General features: G+C 73.1%; 25 protein-coding genes. 14 read left to right on the plus strand and 11 right to left on the minus strand.

Annotated features, from left to right (window positions below):
• Both AB0H28_RS20565 and AB0H28_RS20570 read left to right on the plus strand, forming a co-directional pair.
• Positions 1-321 (plus strand): PaeR7I family type II restriction endonuclease (locus AB0H28_RS20565; RefSeq protein WP_358042306.1); only part of this gene is annotated, 321 nt, incomplete at its 5' end.
• Between the two features lie 120 nt (positions 322-441).
• Positions 442-1,386, plus strand: coding sequence for a zinc metalloprotease (locus tag AB0H28_RS20570; RefSeq protein WP_358042309.1), 945 nt, complete (start codon positions 442-444; stop codon positions 1,384-1,386).
• Here AB0H28_RS20570 and AB0H28_RS20575 read toward each other — a convergent pair.
• On the minus strand, positions 1,383-2,153 hold the full coding sequence (locus AB0H28_RS20575; RefSeq protein WP_358042312.1) for a helix-turn-helix domain-containing protein: 771 nt from the start codon (positions 2,151-2,153) through the stop codon (positions 1,383-1,385). The genes AB0H28_RS20570 and AB0H28_RS20575 overlap by 4 nt on opposite strands.
• On the opposite strand from AB0H28_RS20575, the gene AB0H28_RS20580 reads away from it, so the two are divergent.
• A complete protein-coding gene (locus AB0H28_RS20580; RefSeq protein ID WP_358042315.1) occupies positions 2,067-2,879 on the plus strand; it encodes an NAD(P)-dependent alcohol dehydrogenase in 813 nt (270 codons plus the stop codon). The two genes, AB0H28_RS20575 and AB0H28_RS20580, sit on opposite strands and share 87 nt — an antisense overlap.
• 11 nt (positions 2,880-2,890) lie before the next feature.
• Here AB0H28_RS20580 and AB0H28_RS20585 read toward each other — a convergent pair whose 3' ends face one another.
• Positions 2,891-4,570, minus strand: a complete 1,680-nt coding sequence (locus AB0H28_RS20585; RefSeq protein ID WP_358042317.1) for a DNA repair helicase XPB — start codon at positions 4,568-4,570, stop codon at positions 2,891-2,893.
• A gap of 172 nt (positions 4,571-4,742) precedes the next feature.
• On the opposite strand from AB0H28_RS20585, the gene AB0H28_RS20590 reads away from it, so the two are divergent.
• Both AB0H28_RS20590 and AB0H28_RS20595 read left to right on the plus strand, forming a co-directional pair.
• On the plus strand, positions 4,743-5,624 hold the full coding sequence (locus tag AB0H28_RS20590) for a L,D-transpeptidase family protein (RefSeq protein WP_358042320.1): 882 nt from the start codon (positions 4,743-4,745) through the stop codon (positions 5,622-5,624).
• A 113-nt stretch (positions 5,625-5,737) separates the two neighbouring features.
• Positions 5,738-5,971: a hypothetical protein gene (locus tag AB0H28_RS20595; protein ID WP_358042323.1), complete on the plus strand. Its 234-nt coding sequence runs from the start codon at positions 5,738-5,740 to the stop codon at positions 5,969-5,971.
• A 3-nt stretch (positions 5,972-5,974) separates the two neighbouring features.
• Here the strand turns inward: AB0H28_RS20595 and AB0H28_RS20600 are convergent, their stop codons facing one another.
• A complete protein-coding gene (locus AB0H28_RS20600; protein WP_358042326.1) occupies positions 5,975-8,440 on the minus strand; it encodes a helicase-associated domain-containing protein in 2,466 nt (821 codons plus the stop codon).
• A gap of 37 nt (positions 8,441-8,477) precedes the next feature.
• On the opposite strand from AB0H28_RS20600, the gene AB0H28_RS20605 reads away from it, so the two are divergent.
• Together AB0H28_RS20605 and AB0H28_RS20610 are read left to right on the plus strand one after the other, a co-directional pair.
• Entirely contained in the window at positions 8,478-9,101 is a 624-nt protein-coding gene (locus AB0H28_RS20605; protein ID WP_358042329.1) for an HAD hydrolase-like protein, read from the plus strand.
• Between the two features lie 28 nt (positions 9,102-9,129).
• Positions 9,130-9,516, plus strand: a complete 387-nt coding sequence (locus tag AB0H28_RS20610; protein WP_358042332.1) for a cold shock domain-containing protein — start codon at positions 9,130-9,132, stop codon at positions 9,514-9,516.
• Here AB0H28_RS20610 and AB0H28_RS20615 read toward each other — a convergent pair.
• Positions 9,477-10,307: a 1,4-dihydroxy-6-naphthoate synthase gene (locus tag AB0H28_RS20615; RefSeq protein ID WP_358042335.1), complete on the minus strand. Its 831-nt coding sequence runs from the start codon at positions 10,305-10,307 to the stop codon at positions 9,477-9,479. The two genes, AB0H28_RS20610 and AB0H28_RS20615, sit on opposite strands and share 40 nt — an antisense overlap.
• Before the next feature lie 681 nt (positions 10,308-10,988).
• Between AB0H28_RS20615 and AB0H28_RS20620 the strand changes: the two genes are divergently transcribed.
• Complete coding sequence (locus AB0H28_RS20620; protein WP_358042338.1) at positions 10,989-11,879, plus strand: GNAT family N-acetyltransferase; 891 nt, start codon at positions 10,989-10,991, stop codon at positions 11,877-11,879.
• Here the strand turns inward: AB0H28_RS20620 and AB0H28_RS20625 are convergent.
• Together AB0H28_RS20625 and AB0H28_RS20630 are read right to left on the minus strand one after the other, a co-directional pair.
• A complete protein-coding gene (locus tag AB0H28_RS20625; protein ID WP_358042341.1) occupies positions 11,851-12,501 on the minus strand; it encodes a futalosine hydrolase in 651 nt (216 codons plus the stop codon). The genes AB0H28_RS20620 and AB0H28_RS20625 overlap by 29 nt on opposite strands.
• On the minus strand, positions 12,498-14,141 hold the full coding sequence (locus AB0H28_RS20630) for an MFS transporter (protein ID WP_358042344.1): 1,644 nt from the start codon (positions 14,139-14,141) through the stop codon (positions 12,498-12,500). The genes AB0H28_RS20625 and AB0H28_RS20630 overlap by 4 nt, the downstream gene beginning before the upstream one ends.
• A 65-nt stretch (positions 14,142-14,206) precedes the next feature.
• On the opposite strand from AB0H28_RS20630, the gene AB0H28_RS20635 reads away from it, so the two are divergent.
• Positions 14,207-15,046: a DUF3027 domain-containing protein gene (locus tag AB0H28_RS20635; protein WP_358042347.1), complete on the plus strand. Its 840-nt coding sequence runs from the start codon at positions 14,207-14,209 to the stop codon at positions 15,044-15,046.
• Positions 15,047-15,050: 4 nt separating this feature from the next.
• On the opposite strand, the gene AB0H28_RS20640 is transcribed toward AB0H28_RS20635, so the two are convergent.
• A complete protein-coding gene (locus tag AB0H28_RS20640; RefSeq protein WP_358042350.1) occupies positions 15,051-15,311 on the minus strand; it encodes a DUF2530 domain-containing protein in 261 nt (86 codons plus the stop codon).
• A 51-nt stretch (positions 15,312-15,362) separates the two neighbouring features.
• Between AB0H28_RS20640 and AB0H28_RS20645 the strand changes: the two genes are divergently transcribed.
• From AB0H28_RS20645 to thpR, 5 genes are all read left to right on the plus strand, one after another.
• Positions 15,363-16,886 carry an NCS2 family permease gene (locus AB0H28_RS20645; RefSeq protein WP_358042353.1) on the plus strand — a complete coding sequence of 508 codons (1,524 nt, stop codon included), beginning with the start codon at positions 15,363-15,365 and terminating at the stop codon, positions 16,884-16,886.
• Between the two features lie 61 nt (positions 16,887-16,947).
• Positions 16,948-17,397 (plus strand): MarR family transcriptional regulator, encoded by a 450-nt coding sequence (locus AB0H28_RS20650; RefSeq protein WP_358042356.1) that lies wholly within the window; start codon positions 16,948-16,950, stop codon positions 17,395-17,397.
• Between the two features lie 68 nt (positions 17,398-17,465).
• The gene (locus tag AB0H28_RS20655; RefSeq protein WP_358042359.1) at positions 17,466-18,752 is read left to right on the plus strand and encodes an MFS transporter; all 1,287 of its coding nucleotides are present in this window, start codon (positions 17,466-17,468) and stop codon (positions 18,750-18,752) included.
• A gap of 124 nt (positions 18,753-18,876) precedes the next feature.
• The gene (locus AB0H28_RS20660) at positions 18,877-19,386 is read left to right on the plus strand and encodes a hypothetical protein (protein ID WP_358042363.1); all 510 of its coding nucleotides are present in this window, start codon (positions 18,877-18,879) and stop codon (positions 19,384-19,386) included.
• Positions 19,387-19,390: 4 nt separating this feature from the next.
• Positions 19,391-19,975 carry an RNA 2',3'-cyclic phosphodiesterase gene (gene thpR / locus AB0H28_RS20665; RefSeq protein ID WP_358042703.1) on the plus strand — a complete coding sequence of 195 codons (585 nt, stop codon included), beginning with the start codon at positions 19,391-19,393 and terminating at the stop codon, positions 19,973-19,975.
• Between the two features lie 51 nt (positions 19,976-20,026).
• On the opposite strand, the gene AB0H28_RS20670 is transcribed toward thpR, so the two are convergent.
• The 4 genes from AB0H28_RS20670 to AB0H28_RS20685 all read right to left on the minus strand — a co-directional run bounded on the left by AB0H28_RS20670 (position 20,027) and on the right by AB0H28_RS20685 (position 24,857).
• Positions 20,027-21,013 carry an aldo/keto reductase gene (locus AB0H28_RS20670; RefSeq protein ID WP_358042366.1) on the minus strand — a complete coding sequence of 329 codons (987 nt, stop codon included), beginning with the start codon at positions 21,011-21,013 and terminating at the stop codon, positions 20,027-20,029.
• Between the two features lie 70 nt (positions 21,014-21,083).
• Positions 21,084-22,172 (minus strand): septation protein SepH, encoded by a 1,089-nt coding sequence (gene sepH / locus AB0H28_RS20675; RefSeq protein WP_358042369.1) that lies wholly within the window; start codon positions 22,170-22,172, stop codon positions 21,084-21,086.
• Positions 22,173-22,361: 189 nt separating this feature from the next.
• Positions 22,362-23,489 (minus strand): phosphoserine transaminase, encoded by a 1,128-nt coding sequence (gene serC / locus AB0H28_RS20680; protein WP_358042372.1) that lies wholly within the window; start codon positions 23,487-23,489, stop codon positions 22,362-22,364.
• Between the two features lie 261 nt (positions 23,490-23,750).
• Positions 23,751-24,857 (minus strand): citrate synthase 2, encoded by a 1,107-nt coding sequence (locus AB0H28_RS20685; RefSeq protein ID WP_358042375.1) that lies wholly within the window; start codon positions 24,855-24,857, stop codon positions 23,751-23,753.
• Positions 24,858-24,999: the final 142 nt, after the last annotated feature.

Genomic DNA, 24,999 nt, shown 5'->3' on the forward strand with positions numbered 1-24,999 from the left:
CACGCTCACGCAGCTCGTCGGGGTACTTCTTCGGTGCGGGCATCGCTGGTGTTCCTCCAGGTTTCGATGTCTCCATCTAACCCGGGGCGGAACACCTTCCGGACCGACCCAGCCTTCGCCAAGACTTCATATATCGATCGCTACGTGATTCTGTGCAAGCGGCTGCGCAGTGCCGGTCTCTATGACGCCACCTGTCTCGTCACCTCGTCCCGCGAGGCCGACGCCCCCATCCGACAGCCCGACGCAGAGATCGGGTTCTCCGCATTCGCCGGTGCGATCATGGCTCGCACCGAGGAGTTCGGCGTCGGCCCCCTCTACTGAGCGTCGAGGGGTGTTGTGGACGCCGCTGACGTGGTCTTATGTCGGGACGACGACGTCATCGTTCCGCAGCTTTGACAACCCCGCGTCGGTGTTCCTTCCTGCCTCTCGAAAGGTGCAGCGATGCACAGGAAACCGACCATCCACCTGGCAGTGCTCGCCGCTGCCGCTGCCACGTTCCTCACCGCCGGCGGCGCGCCCGCCACGGCCTCCGCCGCCCCGACGGCAACCTGCCAGCCCGGTGCCGCTGACACGCACAGCGCCGCCCGGGTCAGTGCGGGCGCTACCGCCCAGGAGCCGGCTCTCTACTCGAAGAATGAGGCAAACGCGTACGGCGTGATCAAGGACGCCCCGCGCCTGGCCGACGGCAGCGTCACCGTGCCGACGGTCTTCCACATGATCTCCGACCACACGCTCGGCGCGGCCGAGAAGGCCCGGTGGAACACGCTGATCGCGGCGCAGATGACCGTGCTCAACGACTCGTACGCGGGCCGCACCGCGGCCGACGCCGCCGACACGCCGTTCCGGTTCTCGCTGGTCGACACGACCTGGACCGTGAACAGCGCCTGGTACACGGTGGAGCCGGGCAAGAACGAGCGGGACATGAAGAAGGCGCTCTACACCGGCGACTCCCGCACGCTCAACGTCTACGCGGCGAACATCGGCGGTGGGCTGCTCGGCTGGGCGTACTTCCCGAAGGGCTACAACAACGGCCGGGACTACATCGACGGCGTGGTGATGCTCGACGAGTCGATGCCCGGCGGCACCGCCGGCAAGTACGCGCTCGGCGACACGCTCACCCACGAGGTGGGGCACTGGCTGATGCTGGAGCACACGTTCGCGCACGGCTGCTCCGCCTCCGGCGACTTCGTCGCCGACACCCCGCGCGAAGCGGCGCCGCAGTTCAACTGCCCGGTCGGCGCGGACACCTGCACCGCGCCCGGGCTCGACCCGATCCACAACTTCATGGACTACACGCAGGACTCCTGCATGAACATGTTCACCCCCGGCCAGGCCGACCGGATGAGCGACGCCTGGGTCGCGTTCCGCGCCAGCGGACGGGGCTAGCAGCCCTCGGCCAGAGTGGCCAAGGCGGCGGCGGTGGACTCGTCCGCGGGGAGGAACGCCTCCATGCGCAGTTCGGCCAGGGCGACGTCCACCGCCGTACCGAACCGGGTTAGGGTGGTCATCAGTCGTAGCTCGCCGCCGTCGTGCCGCAACCGCAACGGTACGGCGAAGCCGACGTAGTCCGGGCCCGGTTCCCGGGGGCGGTCCGGGACGAGCGCCGCGAGTTCGGCGACCAACGCGACAAGTCGCGGATCCGGGTCGCGGACCGACTCGGCGCGCAACCGGTCGATCACGTGCCAGGTCCACTCGTCGCGATTGACGATCAGCGGCGCCAGCCCGTCGGGGTGCAGCAGCAGCCGGGGCACGTTCACCGGCGGCGCCAGCAGGCGCGGTGCGGCGGGTGCGGTCAGCGCGGTGAAGGCGGTGTTCGCCAGCAGAAGCGTGCCGGCCCGGTCGACCACCACCGCCGGGAAGGGCTGATGCCCGACCAGCACCCGCTCCAGGGCCGTGCGGACGGCGGCCAGGTCGGAGCCGTCGAACCCGTTCGCCGGGTAGGCGGGCGCGTAGCCGGCGGCCAGCAGGAGGGCGTTGCGGTCCCGCAGCGGCACGTCCAGCGACTCGGCCAGCCGGATCAGCATCGCCCGACCCGGTCGCGACCGCCCGCTCTCGATGAAGCTGACGTGCCGCTGGGTGGTGCCGGCGCGTACGGACCGGAGGTCGACCGACCCGCCGTGGGCGACCGGGTGACGGCGGCGGTCTTTCCGCACTGGCGGGACGGGCCGCTGGAACCGGCGTACCTGCACCAACTGGGCGGCTCGCTCGACGGCATGCTCACCGAGTACGCGGTCCTCCCGGCAGCGGCACTCGTCCCGATCCCGGCGCACCTGTCGGACGAGGAGGCGGCGACGCTGCCCTGCGCGGCGGTCACCGCCTGGAACGCGCTGGCCGGGACCCGGCCCGGCGACGTGGTCCTCACGCTCGGGTCCGGCGGGGTGTCGCTGTTCGCCCTCCAGTTCGCCCGGTTGCTCGGCGCCCGCGTCCTGACCATCACGGGCGACCCCGGCAAGGCGGCCCGGTTGACGGCGCTCGGCGCCGGCCACGTGATCGACAGGTGCGCGTACCCGGACTGGCACCTGCGGGTGCGGGCGCTGACCGACGGTCGCGGCGTGGACCGGGTGGTGGACGTCGTCGGTGACCTCGAACGGTCGCTGCGGTCGACGGCGATGGAGGGGCAGGTGGCCTGCGTGGGCTTCCGCTCGGGGGAGCGCCCGGCGGTCGACTCCGGGCTGCTCTTCGCGGCTGGTGCCACCGTCCGCCCGGTCGCGGTCGGCAGCCGCGCCCAGTTCGTGGCGATGAACCGGGCGATCGAGGTGAACCTGCTCCGACCGGTGATCGACCGGATCTTCCCGTTCGAGGAGGCGGTCACCGCCTTCCGCCACTACGAGTCGGGTGACCCGTTCGGCAAGGTGGTCATCTCCCTACCTTCGGCGTGAGGCGACCGGCCTCAGTCGACCGTCGGCAGCTTCGGGCCGAGCACGTCGTCGGCGTCCACGATGGTGTACGCGTAGCCCTGCTCAGCCAGGAACCGCTGTCGGTGCGCCGCGTACTCCGTATCGATGGTGTCCCGGGACACCACCGTGTAGAAGTGCGCCTGCCGGCCGTCGGCCTTCGGCCGCAGCACCCGGCCCAACCGCTGGGCCTCCTCCTGCCGCGAGCCGAACGTGCCGGACACCTGGATCGCCACCGCCGCCTCCGGCAGGTCGATCGAGAAGTTCCCGACCTTGGAGATCACCAGGGTGCGCACCTCGCCCGAGCGGAACGCGTCGAACAGCCGCTCGCGCTCCTTGTTCGTGGTCGAGCCCTGCACGATCGGCGCGTCCAGATATTCGCCGAGCTGGTGCAACTGGTCGAGGAACCCACCGATGACGAGGACCTGCTCGGACGGGTGCCGGTCCACCAGGGCCCGCACCACCGGCAGCTTGGTGCGGGCGCTCGCGGCCATCCGGTAGCGCTCCTCCGCCTCCGCCGTCGCGTACGCCAGCCGCTCCGCGTCGGTGAGCGTCACCCGTACCTCGGTGCACTCCGCCGGGGCGATCCAGCCCTGCTGCTCGATGTCCTTCCACGGCGCGTCGTACCGCTTCGGGCCGATCAGGCTGAACACGTCGCCCTCCCGGCCGTCCTCGCGTACCAGCGTCGCGGTGAGGCCGAGCCGGCGACGGGCCTGGAGGTCCGCAGTGAACCGGAAGATCGGCGCGGGCAGCAGGTGCACCTCGTCGTAGACGACCAGGCCCCAGTCGCGCGCCCCGAACAGGTCCAGGTGGGTGAACGCGCCGCCGCGCCGCGAGGTGAGCACCTGGTACGTGGCGATGGTGACCGGGCGGATCTCCTTGCGCTCGCCCGAGTATTCGCCGATCTCCTCCTCGGTCAGCGACGTGCGGGCGATCAGCTCCCGCTTCCACTGCCGGCCGGCGACCGTGTTGGTCACCAGGATCAGCGTGGTCGCCTTCGCCTCCGCCATCGCCGCCGCGCCGACGAGCGTCTTGCCGGCGCCGCAGGGCAGCACCACCACGCCGGAGCCGCCGGCCCAGAACGCCTCCACCGCCTCCCGCTGGTACGACCGCAGCGTCCACGCCCTGCCCCCGTCCTTGCCGGACTCGGCCAGCTCGATCGGGTGCGCCTCGCCGTCGACGTAACCGGCCAGGTCCTCCGCCGGCCAGCCGAGCTTGAGCAGCGCCTGCTTGAGCCGGCCCCGCTCGGACGGGTGCACCGCGATGGTGTCGTCGTCGAGCTTCGCGCCGAGCATGCCGGCGAGCTTCTTGCTCTTCGCCACCTCGATCAACACCACCCGGTCCAGGGCGCGCAGCACCAGCCCGTGCGCCGGGTCGTTGGCGAGCTGGAGGCGGCCGTACCGGTCCATCGTCTCGGCGATGTCCACCAGCAGGCCGTGCGGCACCGGGTAGCGCGAATACTTGATCAGGGAGTCGACCACGCCCTCTGCGTCGTGACCGGCGGCCCGCGCGTTCCACAGGCCCAGCGGGGTGAGCCGGTAGGTGTGCACGTGCTCGGGGGAGCGCTCCAGCTCGGCGAAGGGCGCGATGGCCATCCGGCATGCCTGCGCGTCCGGGTGGTCGATCTCCAGCAGCAGCGTCTTGTCCGACTGCACGATCAGTGGTCCACCGCTCACGCCGCGTCCTCCTCCGTCGACCGGGATGCGTGCCCGCGCGGCGGCTGACCTGCCGAAGGCGGACCATCCAGTGTTGCACGTCGGGGAACGCCGGAAAAAAGTCTCGCTGGACAGGCAACGTCATACTCGCCCCGAACGTCTAGCAAACGGGACAACTGTCCAGGGAGGGCCCATGCAGCGTGTCCGGTTCTTCGCCCGGGTCGTCGGCCTGGCGGTGGTCGTGCTGGTCGGCGTCGGCGCGTGCGCGCTCGATCCGCAGGCGGAGGGTGCCGGGGTCACCACCCCCGCGCCGGTCGGGCTGACGGAGGGAGCATCGGGGGCGAGCGCGCCGCCCACGCCCGAGCGGCCGGCGACGTCCCCGTCGGCGCAGCCGAGCCGGACGGCCACGCCGAAACCCGCCCGGTCGCCGTCGCCGACCGCCTCGCCGAAGCCGAAGCCGAAGCCCAAACCGTCCCGGTCCGCCGGCTGCCCGCAGGGCGAGCACCAGCGGGCCGTGGAGAGCTACCTGAGCCGGCTGGGCGGTTTCGGGACGCTCACCGTGGACGGTGTGCAGTCCGCCGCCGACTGCGCCGCTATCAAGAAGTTCCAGAGCCGGTACGGCATCAGCCCGGCCGCCGGCCGCGCCGGCCCCACCACGTACGACGTGGCGAAGCGACTGGCGGGCACGGACGTGTCGCGGTGCCGGGCCGGTTCCCGCCTCACGTTCTGCGTCGACCTGACCCGGCAGACCGTGTGGGCGATGCGCGGCGGGAAGGTGGTGCTGGGTCCGACGGTCACCCGCACCGGCATGTCCGGCTACGCCACCCCGGCCGGCACCTACTCGGTCGGCTGGAGGAATCCGCGGGAGTGGTCCAACCCGTACGAGGTGTGGCTGCCCTACTGGCAGCAGTTCAACGGCGGGATCGGCTTCCACGAGACCACCACCTACCTGCACAACGGCGCGATCGGGTCGCACGGTTGCGTGAACCTGCTGCACCGCGACGCGGTACGCCTCTGGGAGCTGGGCTCGGTCGGCACCCGCGTGGTGGTGATCGGCCGCCGTCCGGGCACCTGAGCCGCCCGTGCCCGTGACCCCACCGCCCGGATCAGGGTTTTAACCCCTGTCCGCGCGGTTCGGTCGGTGCCACTCTGGAAGCCGGGTCCACCACGGGGCGGGGAGGGGCTGGCATGACCGTCGACCAGGACGTGCTGAGCGAGGACGAGCGGACGCGGCAGCAGGTTTCCACGGCGGAGATGGTCGGTTACACGGTCGCCGCCGTGGGCGTGTTCGGGTGGTTCCTGTTCGGGTTGCTGGTGCAGCGGCAGGGCTTCGTCGACTCGGTCGGGGAGTCCGCCGGGGCGGCGTTCGCGCTGCTGCTGGCCGTCTCGGTGATCGGCACGCTGCGGCGCAACGGGGAATAGCGATCACTGCTCCAGCACGGCGGCCGTGATCCGGTGCAACGCGAACGTGTGCAGCATCTCGGTGCGGTCGTCCTCGGCGCGTAGGTAGCCGGCGCCGATCGAGACCGGCCGGACCAGCCGGGACGCGGTCGCCCCGTGCGCGTCGACGTAACCCACCCAGACCAGCGCCTTGTCGCGTACCGCCTGTTGCAGCACGGCCAGCGCGTCGCCGTGCCCGGTCACCGGCGCCGGGCCGGTGGCCGCCGCGCCGCCGCGGACCACCGCCGGGGCCCGGCGCGCCGCCCGGGCCGCCGCCTCGCCCCGGCGGATCTGCTCCACCACGCCGAGCAGGCGGGGCATCGGCAGCTTCGGCGTGGCCAGCGGGTCCACCGCGCGGCCGGTGACCGGCGTACGGGCCGGCGCCCGCCGCGTCTTCGGCCGGGCCAGCACCGTCGCGCCGCTGGCGTCCTCGGGCACCGGCGCGTACCCGGCGTCGCGCAACGCGAGCAGCATCCGGTTCACCTGGTACGGCGTGACCAGCACGGTCGGCGCGAGCCGGCGGAACGCCAGCGACTCCAGCCGCCGGTCCGCCTGCACCTCGGTGAGCAGCGCCTCGTCGTCGCTGCGCACGTACCCGCCGGCCGAACCGACCCGCAGCCCGCCGTGCTTGCGGGCCACGTCGTCCACCAGATAGGTCAGTCCCTGCGGCACCGGGGTCCGGGACCGGCGGCGGAACAGCGCATGCAGGTCGTCGGCCGTGTAGCCGGCGTCCAGCGCCCGCCGGATGCTCGCCGTGGTGACCCGGTGCACGCTCGCCCCGCCCGCCGACTCGTGCTCGGCCACCACGTCCAGCTCGGCGGCGAGCGCCGGGTCGGGCGGGCCGGGCACCACCACGCTCAGGTCGGCCTGCACGAGCACGTGGTCGACGGGGGCGGGGAGCAGCCCGTCCAGGGCGCGTACCGCGGTGGACGGGTCGCCGGACTCGGCGTCGGAGCGCAGCCCCAGCGGGTCGTCGCCCCGCTCGTCGGCGTCGGTCAGCTCGGCCAGCAGCAGCCGCCCGTACGAGGTGAGCGCGCCCAGCCCGGTCACCCCGAGCCGGGCCGCCTCGGTCAGCACCTCGCGGTGCGCCGTCTCCCGCCCCCGGGCCCGCCGGGGTGCCCGCCAGTCGAGCAGCCCCAGCACCTCGTCCGGGGTCGGCGCGGTGGCCTGTGGCAGGTCGGCCAGCACGGCGAGGACCGCCCGGCGGGCGGCCGGCGCGCCGGCGCGTTCCGCCTCCGGGGAGAGCACCGAGATCGGGCGGTCCCGGTCGTCCCGCTGGCCGACCAGGCCCACCTGGCGGGTCATCGCCAGCCAGGCCCGGGCGAGCTGCTCCCAGCGCTGGGCGAGCGATGCCGCGCGCCACACCTCGTACCCGCCGGTGGGCAGGATCTGCTGGTCGCCGCCGTAGCGGGTGGTGGCCGCCCCGGTCAGCTCCAGCTCACCGGTCAGCCCCGCCGCGTACGCCACCTCGAAGATCAGCGCGGTGGTCGGCTCGTCCAGCCCGAGGCCACGGGCGAGCCGGCGCAGGTCCCGCACCCCGACGCCGCCGGAGCGCAGCACCGGGGCCGGCTCGACGACGAGCGCCTCCAGCAGCGCCTCGGTGTGCCGGACCACCTCCATGGTCTGCCCGGCGCCGGCCGAGTCGACGGCCTTGATCTCGCGGGGCGGGCCGGACACCACCGGCGGGCCGGTGCGCAGCGGGCCGAGCGGTCCGGCGTCGCGGCGCAGCACCAGCCCCACCTCGCGGGGCAGCTCGACGGTGCCGTGCGGGCCGCCGGACATCCGCACCAGCAGCCGGTGCTCGACCAGCCAGCGGATCGGGGAGCCGGTGGGCGCGCCGCCGTTGACCAGGTCGGGCGGGAGCACGTCGTCGGCCCCGGTGGCGGGCGCCTCCAGCGTGCCGGGGGCCACGGTGCCGACCGGCGGCCCGGCGGCGAGCCGGTCCAGGACCGCCCGGGCCGAGGGCGGCGCGGCGAGCAGCGTCCGCCGCAGCTTCGCCGGGTCCGCGCAGAGGGCCGCCGCGCGCGGGTCCAGCTCGGCCGCCGGTCGGCCCAGCCCGGCGGGGTACGGGGAAACCTCGTCGACGCCACCGACCACGTACAGGTCGTGCTCGGGTCCGTACAGCAGGAACCGGGCCCGGAGCCGGTCGATCGCGGCGCGGATCGCGGTGGGTGCGGGTGGGTGCGGCCCGGCGGTGGCCATGGCGAGGATCTGGTCGGTGGAGGTGGCGCCCTCGGTGCCGCGGGTGAGCCGGGCGGCGTCGAGGACCTGGAGGGTGAACTGGTCCAGTCCGTCGAGCGCCCGGGCCACGGAGACCCGGGACTGGGCGCGCAGGGCGAGGGCGGACACATCGGCCGGCACCGGCACGACGAGGTCCGGCCGCAGTTGGAGCAGGGCGGCCAGGGACTCGTCGGGGAGGGCCCGCAGGTGGTCGGCGAGTGAGGTGGTCATCGTCGTACCACGCTAGCCCGCTGGGTAGGTTCTCGGCATGTCTCCGCTGATGGTCGGCTTCGACCTTGACATGACCCTGGTCGACTCCCGTCCCGGCATCGCCGCGGCCTACCGGGCGTTGACCGAGCGCACGGGCGTTGCGGTGGACGCGGAACTGGCCGTGTCGCGGCTGGGCCCGCCGTTGCGTACCGAGCTGGCGCACTGGTTCCCGCCGGAGCGGATCGAGGAGGCGGTGACGCTCTACCGCGAGCTGTATCCCGCGTACGCGATCACCCCGACGACGCCGATGCCGGGCGCGGAGGCCGCGGTGCGCGCCGTGCACGAGCGCGGCGGACGGGTGATGGTGGTGACCTCCAAGATCGGGCGGTTGGCGAAGCTGCACCTGGACCACCTGGGGCTGGCCGCCGACGAGCTGGCGGGAGACCTGTTCGCAGAGCAGAAGGCGACCGCGTTGCGGGAGCACGGCGCCACGTTCTACGTGGGGGATCACGTGGCCGACATGGCCGCGGCGCGGACCGCTGGAATCCCGGGCGTGGCAGTGGCGACCGGCCCCTGCGCGGCGGCGGAGTTGAGCGCGGCCGGCGCTTGTCTGGTACTTAATGATCTTGTCGAATTCCCGCGGGCGGTCGACCGGATCATCGGGCTAGCCTTGGAGGGGTAGACGGTTCGAGTGGAGCGGGGTTCGACAGGTGCCGACGGGTCGAGTGAAGTGGTACGACGCGGCCAAGGGATACGGGTTCGTCACCAGTGACGAGGGTGGCGACGTGTTCCTGCCCAAGGGCGCGCTACCGATGGGTGTCGCCGACCTCAAGGGTGGCCAGCGGGTCGATTTCAGTGTGGTGGACAGCCGGCGGGGCGCCCAGGCCATGGGGGTCAAGCTGCTGGAGGCGCCGCCGTCCGTGGCGGAGCTGCGTCGCCGGCCGGCCGAGGAACTGCACGGCCTGGTCGAAGACATGATCAAGGTGCTGGAGGCGAAGGTGCAGCCGGACCTGCGCCGGGGTCGCTTCCCCGACCGCAAGGCCGCGCAGAAGATCGCTCAGCTGGTCCACGCGGTGGCGCGCGAGCTGGAGGTCTGAGGGACGAGCCCGGCGTCGGCGGCCCGGCCCAGCAGCGCCTGCACGGCGGCGAAGCCGGCCTCACCCAGGTCGGCGGTGAACTCGTTGACGTAGAGGCCGATGTGCCGGTCCACCACGTCGGGCTCCATCTCCTGCGCGTGCGCGAGCACGTACCCGCGGCTGGCTCCCGGGTCGGCCCACGCCTGCCGCACCGACTCGCGGACCCACGCGGCGGCCTCGACCGGGTCGACCGCGCCGCGGCGGGCCAGGATCGCACCGAGGGGGATCGGCAGTCCGGTGTCGCCTTCCCACCACTCGCCCAGGTCGACCAGGGCGGTCAACCCGTGCCGCGGGTAGGTGAAGCGGGCCTCGTGGATCACCAGCCCGGCGTCGTAGCGGCCGGCGGCCACGCCCGGCATGATCTCGTGGAACGGCACCACCTCGATCCGCGCCGGCCCCTGGTCCGCGGCCCACAACCGGAACAGCAGGTACGCCGTGGTCCGCTCGCCGGGCACCGCCACGGTCGCGCCGGACAGGTCGGCCCGGTCGCCTCGGGTGAGCACCAGCGGGCCGCAGCCCCGCCCCAGCGCACCGCCGCAGGGCAGCAGGTGGTAGTCGTCGAGCAGCCAGGGCAGCGCCGCGTAGCTGACCTTCACCAGGTCGAACGCTCCCCGCTCGGCGGCCGTGTTGGTGAGGTCCACGTCCGCGTAGGTCACCTCGACCGGCGGCGCGCCGGGCACCCGCCCGTGCACCAGGGCGTCGAAGACGAACGTGTCGTTGGGGCAGGGGGAGATCGCCAGGGAGAGCGCCACGTCCCCACCGTAGCTCCGCCCGCTCCACCGGCCGCCACCCCGGCTCGGCAGGTGTGAGTCGTCGCGTCCCTGCGTCCCGGTGTCCCTGCATGCCGGGCTGGGTGATCGTCGCGGGATGGGTGCTGGTGGGTGGGTCCGGGTCCGGGTCCGCCTTCGCCGGAGCCTGACCTCCCGCCCGAGCCGGCGCGATCACTGGTTTTGGATGCCTTTGGAGCTGACGTCAGAAACGACTCAAGCTCGCCTGTCCCGGCCGCCTACCCGTCCCGGCCGCCGATGCGGCGTGTCCGCCGCCTCCGCCCCGGCCGTGGAATCCTTGCCAGTTCCGGTCCCGCCATGACCGGCCGCCCTGATCCCGCCCGGCCGTGCCTCGTCCGGCTCGGCCTCGTGCCTTGCTCTGCTCGGCCCGGCTCGTCGTGCGGCTCGGCTTCGTGCTGCTCTGCTCGGCCCGGCTCATCGTGCGGCTCGGCCGGATCCGGCTCGGTCGGCTGCTCAGTCCGGTGCGGTGCCGGGCCTGGTTCGCCGCCAGAGCCCCGTCAGGCCGCGCGATATCACCAACGACTCAGCTCCAAAGGCGCTCAACTGTCCACACCCCGACCCGGGGCAACGTCAGTGTTCACAGGTTTATCCACAGGCGGGTGCGGCCTGTTGAAGAACGGGCACCGCCATCGGGACCATGGCGTCGTGACTGATCCGACACCACCGACCGATCCGGGAGTCAACTTGGGCGACCTGCTCCGGCGGCTGCGGCGACGCGCCGATCTGAGCCAGCGCGAGTTGGCTGGGCGGGCGGGTCTTCCGCAGGCCGCGGTTGCCCGGATCGAGTCCGGGCGGGCCAGCAATCCGCGTTACCGCACCGTCGAACGGTTGGTGCGGGCGGCCGGCGGCGGGATGTGCGTCGAACTCGAACCCGCACCCGGAGCCGACACGCGGGCGGCGACCTCGACCGAGCCGGGGCCGGTGCCACATGACGACCTGCGCGACCAGGCGGGTCGCCGCTATCCCGCCCACCTCGACGTCTGGGAGGTGCGCGAGCCTCGCGACTGGCCGGGCGCGTGGTGGGCCGAGTGGTACACGTTGCCGCCGCGGTTGTGGCCGCTGCCCGTGCCGCCGGCGACCTTTCGACTGAACCGGGACTATCGCGACGAGCGCCGGGACCGTGAGCGCGTCCGGCGGTCGGTGAGCGTACGCCGGGTGACCGGTCCGACCGTGCCGACGACGGCCTGGCGGTTCGCGGCCGAGCTTCCCGGCGGCGAGCTGGTCGGCGAGTTGCGGGCCCACGACGAGAGCCCGCACCTGCGGTGGGGTGACAGCCTGCTGTCCGAGGAACGGGAGACCGTGCTCGACGGGGTGCTGGTCGTCGCCGCTTACCGGCGGTTGGGGATCGGGCGGCGGCTGGTCGAGGCGTTGCTCGCCGCGGTCACCGAAAGTCGCGGCGCGGTCTGCGTCCGGGCGTTGACCGAGCTGGCGGGCATCGACTTCCTGCGCGCGTGCGGCTTCGAGACCGAGTGGAGCCGGCCGGCGGCGATGCGGTTCGACAAGGCGGTCAGCGGAGTGCGGCAGCGGCGGTGGTGAGCGCCGCGAACGCCTCGGGCATGCGCCACGCGTCGCGGTCGCGCGGGCCGATCGGGTTCGAGATCGTCCGCAGCTCGGCGAAGGGAACATCGGCCGAGACGGCGGCGACGGCCACCCCGTACCCCTCCATGGCCTCGGCCACGGCGTCCGGGTGCCGGTCGGCGAGGGCGGCCGTGCCCGCGGCGGTGCCGGTCACCGTGCTCACCGTCAGCACGGTGCCGACGGTGGCCGCCGGTAGGGCAGCGTGCAGGGCGGCCAGCAGGGCCGGATCGGCGGGCACGGCCCGGCCGACGCCCAGCAGCTCGGGGGCCATGCCCAGGTCCTCGACCGGGATGAAGCCCGCGGGTGACTCGGCCCCGAGGTCGGCGGCGACGCTGCGGTCGGCCAGCACGGTGCCGCCCACCTCGACCCGGCCGACGAAGCCGCCGGCGATGCCGACGCTGACCACCGCCCGGTACGGCCGGCCGGCCGCCTCGGCCAGCGCCAGCAGCCGGGCCGTGGCGGCGGCGGCGACGGCCGGGCCGACCCCGACCGGTCGCACCGTCACGCTCGGGTCGGTGACGCCGGCACGGACCGCCTCGGCCTCGGCGGGCACCGCCGTGACCACCAGCAGTCCGCTCACGCCACCGGCCCCCGGGGGTCGCGCCGGTTCTCGTCCTCCGACGCGCCCGGGCCACCGACCGACGAGGAGGGGCGGTAGATGTGGAAACCGGGCGGCGCGAGCCCGTCGTCGTCCCCGGGAGGCGGGTCGGCCCGCTGCGGTGCCGGCGAGGTGGGCGCCGGATCGTCGAACGAGGTGACCGGCGGCCCGTCGAGGCGGGTCACGGGCGGGCCGTCCGGCGAGGCGGCCGACGCCTCCGCAAGCTCGTCGTCGCCGAGCGGGCGACCCGCCAGGTGCTCGCCGCGCAGCTTGCCGGCGACCACCACCCCGCGCAAGGCCACCAGGGCGGCCACCCCGGCGGCGACCGCCACGCCGACCAGGCCGGTGAACGGGACCAGCCCGAGCCCGCCGCCGGCCACGAACGCGAGCATCAGGGCGGTCTCCGAGTGCGCGAAGGAACTGGCCCGCAGCCGTTCCGGGATCCGCTCCTGGATCGAGGCGTCCACCGCCAGCTTGGCGATCCCGCTGATCAGCGCGGTCACCAGACAGAGCAGCGCCACCATGGGCAGCGAGAACTTGAGCACCGCGAGGAGCGCCACGCCGGCCACGATGATCGTGCCGCTGGACTGGATCGCGGTCGGCCGATGGATCCGCAGCCGGGTGCCGAGCGCGGTGGCCAGGAACGTACCCACCGCCAGCGCGCCGCCGACCAGGCCCAGCGCGGCCTGGGCGCTCAACTCGCGGCCGAAGAAGTCGGTGGTCAGATCGCCGGCCTTGATGGCGAAGGCGAGGAACAGCAGCAGGAAACCGTAGAGCCCACGCAGCGCCGCGGCGCCGATCAACGTGGCGATCACCAGGCGACCGGCGGGCCGACCCCGGCCCAGCGGGCGCTCGCCGTCGCGGCGACGCATCGCGCGCAACGGGCGCGGCAACCGCTCCGGCGGCTCCGAGTCGGCCCTCGGCGGCAGCCGGAGCGAGATCACCATGCCGATCAGGAAGATCACCGAGGCCACCCGGAGCGGCCACTGCGGCCCGAGCCAGAACGCGGCCAGCCCGATCGGGGCGACAAGCGCGCCGGCCACCGTGCCGTAGACGCTCGCCCGCGCGCCGACCTGGGACAGCCCCAGCCCTTCGGGGAGCAGCCGGGGCACCGCCGCCGAACGGGCCACCCCGTAGGCGCGGGACAGGGCGAGCACCCCGAACGCCGCCGGATAGAGCCCGAGACCGCCCATGTAGTCGGAGATCAGCCAGGCCAGGAACGCGCGGCCGAGCATGGTCGTGGCCAGCGCGTACCGGCGGCCGTGGCGGAAGTGGTCGAGCAGCGGGCCGACCACGGGGGCGAGCATGGCGAACGGGACCATGGTCACCAGCAGGTAGAGCGCGACCTTGTTGCGCGCCTCGCCCAGCGGCACGTCGAAGAAGATCGTCCCGGCCAGGCCGATGGCGATCAGCGTGTCGCCGGCGCAGGAGAGCGCGTGCAGGTCGAACAGGCGGACCATGCCCACCTCGTTGCCGGCGCTGCGGGCCCGGGCCGTGCCGGCCCGGCGGGTCATCCAGCGCCCGCCGTGCAGCGACCCCCGCAACAGCAGCCGGGCGGCGCGGATGCCGGCGCCGACGGTCCGCCCCAAAAAGGAGCGGCCGGAGCGGGAGGACAGCGCCATGTGTCCCATCCTCGCCCATCCGCTCCCCGCGCGCCGCATCACCCGGAGAGAACCCGCCGACGGGCATGGGGAACAATGGTGAGGTGACCAGGCCCGCCTCCGCCCGCGCCCCCCGGCTCGACCAGGTCTGCGCCGCCGCCGTCGAGGTGGCCCGCGACGCCGTCACCGAGGTGGAGCCGACCGACATCGGCGACCACCTCCAGGCCGTCGCCGAGGGCGACCGGGTCGTCACCCACTACTTCGAATGCCGGATGGCCGGCTACCGCGGCTGGCGCTGGGCCGTCACGGTGACCCGGGTGGCGCGCAGCAAGCACGTCACCATCTGCGAGACGGTGCTGCTGCCCGGCCCCGACGCGCTGCTCGCCCCCGGCTGGCTGCCCTGGCAGGAGCGGTTGCAGCCCGGCGACCTGGGCCCCGGAGACCTGCTGACCACCCCGGCCGACGACGAGCGGCTCGCCCCGGGCTACCTGCTCTCCGACGATCCGGCGGTGGAGGAGACCTCCTGGGAGTTGGGCCTCGGCCGGGCCCGGGTGCTGTCGCGGGAGGGCCGCGCCGACACCGCCCAGCGCTGGTACGACGGCGACCACGGGCCGGACGCCGCCATCTCGACCGCCGCGCCGGCCGCCGCCCGCTGCGGCACGTGCGGCTTCTACCTGCCGCTCGCCGGCTCGTTGCGGCTGGCGTTCGGGGCGTGCGGAAACTTCTTCGCCCCCGACGACGGCCGGGTGGTGAGCGCCGACCACGGCTGCGGCGCGCACTCCGAGACGCTTGTCGGGGCGGTCGAGACCCCCGTCGACGAGCTGCCCACGGTCTACGACGACAGCGCGGTCGAGGCGATGTCGGTCAGCCGCGCGCCCGGTTCCGTGGAGGCGACCGAGCCGGCGGAACCCTACGGCCACCCCTGACCGGTCAGCGCTGACGCTCGGCCGCCGCCAGGCGACGACGCCGGTTGGCGTCGTGCCGCATCATCGTGGCCAGGCCGGGGAAGCCCCACAGAAAACCGGCGAGGCAGGTCCAGAGCCAGTTCTGGTGGCCGTGCGCGGTGAGCCAGCCCCGGAAGAAGAGCAGCAGCACCAGGCCGGCCACCGCCCAGGCGATCAACCCGGCGACGGCGAACGGCACCATCGGCGGGTCGAGCGGCTCGGGCCGCGGCTGCTGCTCCTGGGGCACCGGCCCAGCGTACGTGATCGTCCTTCCCTGTCCGTCGGGTGATCTGGCACGATGCGCGCGACAAGACCGGCTGATCGACTGGATGAGGACCCGATGGCCATTGCCCCGCCGGCGGACCACGGCACACCGCCCGACCCCGCGCACCCGCGCAACGCGTTCGACCGCTACTTCGAGATCTCCGCCCGCCGGTCCACCACGGGGCGGGAGATCCGCGGTGGCTTCGCCACGTTCTTCACGATGGCGTACATCGTGGTGTTGAACCCGCTGATCCTCGGCGGTGCGGAGGACGGCGACGGCCGTACGCTGGCCATCCCGGCGCTGGCCGCGGCGACCGCCCTGGTCGCCGGCCTGATGACCATCCTGATGGGGGTGGTGGCCCGGTTCCCGATCGCGCTGGCCGCCGGGCTGGGCGTGAACGCGCTCGTGGCGTTCGAGATCGCGCCGCAGATGACCTGGGCGGACGCGATGGGCCTGGTGGTCATCGAGGGCGTGCTGATCGGCATCCTGGTGCTGACCGGGCTGCGCACCGCGGTGTTCCGCTCGGTGCCGACGCAGCTCAAGACCGCGATCGGCGTCGGTATCGGGCTGTTCCTGACCATCATCGGCCTGGTCGACGCCGGCTTCGTCCGGCGGGTGCCGGACGCGGCGAACAGCACCGTGCCGGTCGGGCTGGGCATCAACGGCAAGATCGTCAGCTGGCCGATGCTGGTGTTCGTGGTGGGTCTGCTGGTCACCGTGGTGCTCGTGGTGCGCCGGGTCCGCGGCGCGATCCTGATCGGCATCCTGTCATCCACGGTGCTGGCCATCGTGGTCGAGGCGATCGGCAACATCGGCCCGTCCTTCGTCGACGGCAAGCCGAACCCGAAGGGCTGGGCGCTCAACGTGCCCGAGCTGCCGAAGCAGGTGGTGGACCTGCCGGACCTGTCGCTGCTGGGCAACTTCAACGTGCTCGACTCGTGGACCCGGGTGGGCTGGCTGGTCCCGCTGATGTTCGTCTTCACGCTGTTGATCACGGACTTCTTCGACACCATGGGCACGATGGTCGCGATCGGCCAGGAGGGGGACATGCTCGACGAGCAGGGCACCCCGCCGCGGGCCAAGGAGATCCTGCTTGTCGACTCGATCGCCGCCGCGGCCGGTGGCGCGGCCTCGGTGTCGAGCAACACGTCGTACATCGAGAGCGCGGCCGGTGTCGGTGAGGGTGCCCGGACCGGGGTGGCCAACCTGGTCACCGGCGTGCTGTTCCTGCTCGCCATGTTCCTGGCGCCGCTGTCGGCGATCGTGCCGTTCGAGGCCGCGTCGACGGCGCTGGTGGTGGTCGGCTTCCTGATGATGACGGCGGTCCGGACCATCGACTGGACCGACTACGAGATCGCGATCCCGGCGTTCCTCACCATCGTGCTGATGCCGTTCACCTACTCGATCTCGAACGGCATCGGGGCCGGCGTGATCAGCTATGTGCTGGTGAAGCTGGCGAAGGGCAAGGCCCGGGAGGTCCACCCCCTGCTGTACGGCGTGGCCGCGCTCTTCATCCTCTATTTCCTGCGCGGGCCGATCGAGTCCGTGCTGCTCTGACGCTGGTGAGCCTGGTCATAACGCACGTCGTTAGCCAGGCTCATTAGTTAGGCTAACTAGTGTGACGGAGCGGACGGTGACGGCGAGACGCGTGCCACCGGCGCAGCTGGCCCCCCAGCTGCGAGATGCGATCACCCGGCTCAACCGGCGGGTCCGACAGGCCCGACCGGTCGGCGACCTCACGGTCACCCAGCTGTCGGCGCTCACCAGCCTCAACCTGGCGGGCGCCCTCACCCCACGGGAACTGGCCGACGTCGAACGGGTGCAGCCACCGACGATGACCCGGATCGTCGCGAAGTTGGAGGAGCGCGGCCTCGTGCAACGCACCCCCCACCCGACCGACGGACGGCAGGTCATCCTGGCGGCGACCGAAGGGGGCCGGGCCGTGCTCGACCAGTTCGAGCGGGCCCGCAACGAATGGCTGGCCAGCCGGCTGGCCGCGCTCACCGACGAGGAACGCGACACGCTGCGGCGGGCCGCGGACATCCTCCAGGGGATCGCTCGCGCCTGACCCGGGTCGCGCGGTCCGCTTCGTCCGCTGTGGATGAGGCGTACCCGACGCGAGGAGGCGCACCTAGAGTGCAGGCCAAGCTGAGCACGATGTTCCAGTCCCTACGAGTCCGCAACTACCGACTCTTCGCCACCGGGCAGCTGATCAAACTGATCGGCGTCTGGATGATGTTCATCGCCCAGGACTGGCTCGTCCTCGAGCTGAGCGACAACTCCGCGACCGCGCTCGGCGTGGTCACCGCGTTGCAGTTCACCCCCGTACTCCTGCTCACCCTGCTCTCCGGCCGCCTCGCCGACCGGTACGACAAGCGGCTGCTGCTCTTCGTCGCCAACGCCTTCTGGACCGTGCTGGCGCTGGGCATGAGCCTGCTGGTCGTCACCGGCCTGGTGCAGCTCTGGCACGTCTTCGCGTTCGCCGCCCTGCTCGGCGTCTCCAACGCGGTGGAGACCCCGGTGCGGCAGGCGTTCGTCTCCGAACTGGTCGGCGTGCCGCTGCTGCCGAACGCGCTCTCGCTCAACGCCGCCGTGTTCAACTCCGCCCGGATCGTCGGTCCCGCCGTCGCCGGCCTCGCCATCGCCGCCTTCGACGTCGGCCCGGTCTTCATGTTCACCGCGCTCAGCTCGATCGCCCCGCTGGTCAACGTGGTCAAGATGCGCCCCGCCGAACTGCACCGCAAGGAACTGCCGCCGGCCGGTGAACGGGACCGGGCGCGGGTGGTGGACGGCCTGCGGTACGTCGCCCGCCGCCCCGACCTGCTGCTGCCCATGATGCTCATGTCGGTGGTCGGGATGAGCCTGTTCAACTTCCAGCTCACCCTCGCCGCGCTCGCCAAGACCGTCTTCAACACCGGCGCTGCCTCGTTCGGCCTGTTCAGCACCGTGCTGGCGGTCGGCGCGCTGGTCGGCGCGCTCGCCGGCACCGGCCGGCGCAGCCGGCCCTCGGTCTGGCTGGTGCTCGGCGCGGCGATCGGCTGCGCCAGCTTCGGCACGCTTGTCGGGCTCGCCCCCGCGTACTGGATGGTGGTGGCGCTCCTGATGCCCACCGGATTCTTCATGATCTTCTTCGCCCAGGCCGCGAACCAGCGGGTGCAGCTCGGCGTCGACGCCTCCTTCCGGGGCCGCGTGATGGCGCTGTGGGTGCTGGTGTTCCTGGGCACCAACCCGGTCGGCGCGCCGATCATCGGCTGGGTGGCCGAGCGGTTCGGCGCCGGCGCGAGCATCTGGATCGGTGGGCTGATCTCGCTGGTCGCCGCGCTGCTGGCGCTCACCTGGCAACTGCGCCGCTCCGGCGCCCGCCTGCGCCTGCGGGTGCTGCCGATGCCCCGCTTCTACGTGGTGTCCCCCGGCGCCGAGTGAAAGGAGGGGCCCCCTCTTAACGCATTCTGCATAGGAGGGGGCCCCGCTTAACACCCGCGCACCCGTACCCGCCGGTTTTGGCAAACGGGTGGCGGGTGCGTTCGGCAGGGCTTAGCTTCGATGTGTGGGATGGGGGCAGGGGCTGCTGCTGGCGCTGGCGATCCTCGCCGTCTGCTGCCTGCCCGCCCTCTTCGCGCTGATCTTCTGCGCCGACGAGATCCTCGACCGGGTCGCGTGCGGCTGGGCCGAGTGGCGGGAGCAGCACCGCGAGCGCCGCACCATCGCCCGGCTCGACCGGGCCATCGAGGCCGAGGCGCTGACCCGCGACATCGACCTCACCGAGTTCGAACGGGAGGGCCGCCGCCCGCTGGAGCAGCTCGCCGTCGACCTGCGCCGGCTCGGCGGCCACCGGCTCGCCGCCGCCGACCGCTCGGTGGTGTGGCACGGCGCGGTCATCGCGGCGTATGATGACCGGCTGCGCGCGGCCTGCCGCGCCCTCGGCATCGTCGAGCACCTGGCCGATCTGGACGGCGTCGACCGGGAGATCGAACGGGTACGCGTCGAAGGGTTGCTGCACGCCGCCGGGCTGCCCCTGCCGGCCGCCCGTGCGGCGCACCACCAGCGGCACCGCTGACCGGGTGCGGCTCTTCGCGGCGATCCACCCACCTCCGGCGGCGGTCACCGATCTCACGGCGCGGGTCGCCGAGCTGCGCATCGCCGCCAGCGTCGACGCGCGGCTCGCGGACCCGGCACACCTGCACCTCACGTTGGCCTTCCTCGGCGACGTGTCGGACGAGCGGCTGGTCGATGTCGAGAGCGCGCTCGGGCTGGCCGCGCAGAGCTTCCGGCACGGGCGGGTCAGCTCGCCGCGACTGCGTCTCGGTGGCGGGGGCACCTTCGGCGCGGGCCGGTCCACCGTGCTGTGGGTGGACGCGCGGGGCGCGACCGATGCGCTGGACATGCTCTCCCGCCTGGTCCGCCTCGCGTTGCACCGGGCCGAACTGCCGTACGACGACAAGCCGTTCCGGCCCCATCTGACCGTCGCCCGCCCGGGCGACCGCGTCCATCGCGCCGACGTGCGGGCCGACCGGGAGGCGCTGCACGGGTACGCCGGCCCGGAGTGGCCGGCCGACGAGCTGGTCCTGAACCGCAGCCACCTCGGCCGCGCGCCCCGCTACACCCGCCTCGCCGCCTGGTCGCTCCACCCCGCCGCCGGTTGTTAAAAGGGGGCCCCGCCTATGCAGAATGCGTTAAGAAGGGGCCCCTCCTTACACCTACCAGGCCCAGGCTTCGGGGCCGGGGCCGCCGTTGCCGATCGGCGGGAACAACTCGTCGAGGCGGGTCAGGGTGGAGTCGTCGAGGTGGACGTCGAGCGCGCCGAGGTTGCGGTCGAGCTGGTCCATGGTGCGCGGACCGACGATCGGGGCGGTCACGCCCGGCCGGGAGAGCAGCCAGGCCAGCGCCACATCGGCCGGGTCGCTGCCCAGGTCGGCGCAGAGCTTCTCGTACGCCTCGATGGTGTTGCGGTGTTCGGCCAGCGCGTCGGCCGAGCGGCCGGTGGCTCCCCGGGCCGCGCTGCCGTCGGCCATCTTCCGGATGATCCCGGAGAGCAGCCCGCCGTGCAGCGGCGACCAGGGGATGATGCCCAGCCCGTAGTGCTGCGCGGCCGGGATCACCTCCAGCTCGACGTGGCGGGTCAGCAGGTTGTAGATGGACTGTTCGGAGACGAGGCCGAGGAAGTTGCGCCGGCTGGCCGCCGCCTGCGCCTGGGCGATGTGCCAGCCGGCGAAGTTGGACGATCCGACGTAGAGCACCTTTCCCTGGGCGACGAGCGTCTCCATCGCCTGCCAGATCTCCTCCCACGGCGTGGTCCGGGAGACGTGGTGCATCTGGTAGAGGTCGATGGTGTCGGTCTGCAACCGCCGCAGCGAGTCCTCGCAGGCCCGGATGATGTGCCGAGCGCTCAGGCCCTGGTCGTTGGGCCAGTCGCTCATCTTGCCGTACACCTTGGTGGCCAGGACGACCTTGTCGCGGCGCCCGTCGCCCTGGGCGAACCAGCGGCCGACGATCTGCTCGGTGACGCCCTCGCCGAGCTTCCAGCCGTAGACGTTCGCGGTGTCGAAGAAGTTGATCCCGTGTTCCAGCGCCCGGTCCATGATGGCGAAGCTGTCCGGCTCGTTGGTCTGCGGCCCGAAGTTCATGGTGCCGAGACAGAGCCGGCTCACCGACAGGCCGGTGCGTCCCAGGTTGGTGTACTCCATGGGTCCACCCTGGCACGCGGGCACTTAGAGTGCCTCACTTTGCGTGTGCGCCCCAGGGTGGACCGGTGGATCAGGAGGACTCGCGGGCCGCCGGGCCACTGCCGAACAGGACGTCGTCCCAGCTCGGCAGCCGCTTGCGCGGCTTGCCGCCGGCTTCGCCGGACTCGGTGCCGGAACCGCCGGACGCCGGCGGGTTGCCGGTGCGCCGGGGCCGCAGCACCGCCAGCGAGGGTACGGCCGGGATCTCCTTCGGCGCGTCCGAGTCGTCGTCGAACGCCGACCCCTGGCCACCGCCGAGCAGCGCGGCGGCACCCCCGGCGACGGCCCGTTGCCGGGGCGCCTCGGAGCCGGCCAGCGCGGCCGGGGAGCGGGTGTCGAGGCCACGGCCGGACGTGCCGCCGAGCGGCCGGTCCAGCGAGGCGAGCAGCGCGTCCCGGCCGGCGCGGATCGGGTCCCGCCCCGGGCGGGCCTGCTCGACCCCGGACGGCAGGCCGTGCCCACCCCGGCTCGGCTCGCCGCGCGACGGGCCGGGCAGCGCGTGGCCGCCCCGCTCGGGCGCCGGCTCCTGGCCGAGGATCGGCGTGGGACGCTCGGCGCACAGGTATTGCGCCATATCGTCGTGCGCGATGACGTTCTGGCGGGACTTGTCGAGATCCCACACCGCCTGGGCGGTGGCCTTGCCGGACGGCCAGGTGGCGATGATCCGCCAGGTGCCGTCGTCGCGGCGGTAGGCGTCCCAGGAGATCTTCTCGGTGTCGATGCCGTGCTGGGCCAGCCGGCCGTTGACCACCTCGGCCAGCGGGGTCGGCTTGTCGGCGCCCTTGAGCCGGGTGCGGCGGGCGTGCTGGGCGAGCATGGCCCGCTCCTGGAGCACCGGGCCGGCGTAGCGCAGCACCCGGTCGACCGGGACGCCGGCGATGCGGGCGACGTCCTCCGCGGACTCGCCGGAGCGGATCCGGGCCTGGATGTCGCGCGGGGACAGCGACGGCGTGGGGTCGGTGGCGGCCGGCACCACGGCGAGCGGGGTCGCGCCCGGCTCGGCGTGCAGCGCCGTGGCCACGCGCTCGTCGATGGGCAGGGCGAGCAGGCGGCCCACCTCGTCGGTGAGCACCAGGGCCTGGCCGTCCTCGGAGAGAGCGACGAAGCGTACTGGGCGCATCGGCTTGCCTCCGTCCCGCTTCGCTGGCCGTCACGCCACGAGCCGGCCACCCGGGCGTCTCGAACCACCGTACGCTCATCTTCCCGGCGGTGGGGAGAGCGACACCCCGGCATGTCGCGACTGAGCTGCGGCGATGGTCACGTTGGGTGGTCGCCGGGGCCCCGGCGACCACCCACCGTCACGGCGTGATCAGAGTCGCTCCACCACGTGGTCGATGCACGCGGTGAGCGCCTCGACGTCGGCCGGCTCGACGGCCGGGAAGAGCGCCACCCGCAGCTGGTTGCGGCCGAGCTTGCGGTAGGGCTCGGTGTCGACGATGCCGTTGGCGCGCAGCACCTTGGCGATCGCGGTCGCGTCCACTCCGTCGGCGAAGTCGACGGTGGCGACCACGTTGGAGCGCAGCGCCGGGTCCGACACGAACGGGCTGGCGAACGACGAGCGCTCGGCCCAGCCGTAGACGGCGGCGGCGCTCTCGGCGGTGCGCTTGGCCGCCCAGGCCAGCCCGCCCTGCGCGTTCATCCAGTCGGTCTGCTCGGCGGCCAGGAAGATGGTGGCCAGCGCCGGCGTGTTGTAGGTCTGCTCCAGCCGCGAGTTGTCGATCGCGGTGACCAGGTCGAGGAAGGCCGGGATGTAGCGGCCGGACTCCTTGATCTCACCGGCCCGGGCCAGCGCGGCCGGCGACATCAGGGCCAGCCAGAGGCCGCCGTCGGAGCCGAAGCACTTCTGCGGGGCGAAATAGTAGACGTCGGTCTCGGCGACGTCGACGTCCAGCCCGCCGGCGCCGGAGGTGGCGTCGACCAGCAGCAGCGAGCCCTCGTCGGCGCCCGGCACCCGGCTGATCGGCACCGCGACGCCGGTGGAGGTCTCGTTGTGCGGGGTGGCGTAGACGTCCACGCCGGCCTCGGCGACCAGGGACGGGGCGGTGCCCGCCGCGGACTTGCGGACGGTCGGCTCGCCCAGGAACGGCGCGTCGGCTACCGACTTGGCGAACTTCGCGCCGAACTCGCCGAAGCTGGCGAACTGGGCCCGGTCGCGGATCAGGCCGAACGCGGCGACCTCCCAGAACGCGGTGGTGCCACCATTGCCGATCACCACCTCGTAGCCCTCGGGCAGGGAGAAGAACTCGGCCAGCCCGCGGCGCAGCCGGGCGACCTGGTCGCGGACCGTCTTCTGCCGGTGCGACGTGCCCAGGTAGCTGGTGGCGACGTCGGCGAGCGCGGAGACCGCCGCCGGACGGACCTTGGACGGGCCGCAGCCGAAACGTCCGTCGGCGGGCTTGAGGTCGTCGGGAATCCGGATGGTCGGTGCGTCAGCCACGGTTGTCTCGATCCTTCCGCATGGGCGAGGGCGGGCCCTGTTCCTGCGGGCGCGGACCGACGACCGGCTCGTGCGCCGGGCGCACGGGACGGCCGGGATCCGAACCCGGCCGGCAGCGCTGCCGGCCCCCATCCTCGCACCCACCCCGCCGCGACCGACCGCTGGTCCCACGCCGAACCTTGAGGCGTACGCCACAGAGCGGGTGTTAAAAGGGGCCCCCGCCTATGCAGAATGCGTTAAGAAGGGGCCCCTCCTTACACCTCAGACGTTGTGCGGGATGGCGTCCCAGCCCTCGACCTGCTGCGGCTTGCGGGTGGCCGGGCCGACGTAGGTGGCCGACGGGCGGACCAGCCGCTGGAGCTTCTTCTGCTCCAGGATGTGCGCGGACCAACCGCCCATCCGGGCGCAGGTGAACATCGAGGTGAACATGTGCGCCGGCACCTCGGCGAAGTCGAGCACCACGGCCGACCAAAACTCGACGTTGGTGGCGAGCACCCGGTCCGGGCGGCGGGCCTGGAGCTCGGCCAGGGCGGCCTTCTCCAGCGCCTCGGCGACCTCGAAGCGCGGCGCGCCCAGCTCCTTCGCGGTGCGCCGCAGCACGCGGGCACGCGGGTCCTCGGCCCGGTAGACCCGGTGCCCGAAGCCCATCAGCCGCTCGCCGCGGTCGAGCACGCCCCGGACGTAACCCTCGGCGTCGCCGCTGCGCTCGACCGCCTCCAGCATGGTGAGCACCCGCGACGGCGCGCCGCCGTGCAGCGGACCGGAGAGCGCGCCGATGCCGGAGGAGATGCAGGCGGCGGCGTCCGCACCGGTGGAGGCGACGATCCGGGCGGTGAAGGTGGAGGCGTTCAGGCCGTGCTCGGCGGCCGAGATGAAGTATGCGTCGACGGCCTTGACGTGCCGCGGGTCGGGCTCGCCCCGCCAGCGCTTCATGAACCGCTCGACGATTGTCGACGCCTTGTCGATCTCCTTCTGCGGGACGGCCGGCAGGCCCAGCCCGCGCGCCGACTGGGCGACGAAGGACAGCGCGGTGACCGACACCCGGGCCAGGTCCTCGCGGGCCTGCGAGTCGGAGATGTCGAGGAGTTGGCTGAGACCCCAGTAGGGGGCCAGCATGGCGACCGCGGACTGCACGTCGACCCGGATGTCGCCGGAGTGCACCGGCACCGGGAACGGCTCGGCCGGCGGCAGGCCCGGGCCGAACCGGCCGTCCACCAGCAGCGCCCAGACGTTGCCGAAGGAGACCTGGCCGATCAGATCCTCGATGTCCACGCCCCGGTAGCGCAGCGATCCGCCGGCGCGGTCGGGTTCGGCGATCTGGGTCTCGAAGGCTACGACGCCCTCCAGGCCCGGCTTGAAATCGGACATGTCGTCTCCTGGCTTCCGGCTCGGTGCGCCCGGTCGGGCCGATCCGGCCCCGCAGCTCAGGCGACCCTCAGGGATGTGGTTCGTGACATCTTGCCCGGTGAGTAACCATGCGCGCGACCCGCAGCCACTGTGCGCCACGCGA

The sequence above is a fragment of the Micromonospora sp. NPDC050980 genome (assembly GCF_040653835.1).
GTDB lineage: Bacteria > Actinomycetota > Actinomycetes > Mycobacteriales > Micromonosporaceae > Micromonospora.

Bases quoted from the DNA above. Each gene is read 5' to 3' on its own strand.
- AB0H28_RS20570 (WP_358042309.1), top strand. From the start codon at position 442: ATGCACAGGAAACCGACCATCCACCTGGCAGTGCTCGCCGCTGCCGCT.
- AB0H28_RS20590 (WP_358042320.1), top strand. From the start codon at position 4,743: ATGCAGCGTGTCCGGTTCTTCGCCCGGGTCGTCGGCCTGGCGGTGGTC.
- AB0H28_RS20595 (WP_358042323.1), top strand. From the start codon at position 5,738: ATGACCGTCGACCAGGACGTGCTGAGCGAGGACGAGCGGACGCGGCAG.
- AB0H28_RS20600 (WP_358042326.1), bottom strand. From the start codon at position 8,440: ATGACCACCTCACTCGCCGACCACCTGCGGGCCCTCCCCGACGAGTCC.
- AB0H28_RS20605 (WP_358042329.1), top strand. From the start codon at position 8,478: ATGTCTCCGCTGATGGTCGGCTTCGACCTTGACATGACCCTGGTCGAC.
- AB0H28_RS20630 (WP_358042344.1), bottom strand. From the start codon at position 14,141: ATGGCGCTGTCCTCCCGCTCCGGCCGCTCCTTTTTGGGGCGGACCGTC.
- AB0H28_RS20635 (WP_358042347.1), top strand. From the start codon at position 14,207: ATGGGGAACAATGGTGAGGTGACCAGGCCCGCCTCCGCCCGCGCCCCC.
- AB0H28_RS20645 (WP_358042353.1), top strand. From the start codon at position 15,363: ATGCGCGCGACAAGACCGGCTGATCGACTGGATGAGGACCCGATGGCC.
- AB0H28_RS20670 (WP_358042366.1), bottom strand. From the start codon at position 21,013: ATGGAGTACACCAACCTGGGACGCACCGGCCTGTCGGTGAGCCGGCTC.
- sepH (WP_358042369.1), bottom strand. From the start codon at position 22,172: ATGCGCCCAGTACGCTTCGTCGCTCTCTCCGAGGACGGCCAGGCCCTG.
- AB0H28_RS20685 (WP_358042375.1), bottom strand. From the start codon at position 24,857: ATGTCCGATTTCAAGCCGGGCCTGGAGGGCGTCGTAGCCTTCGAGACC.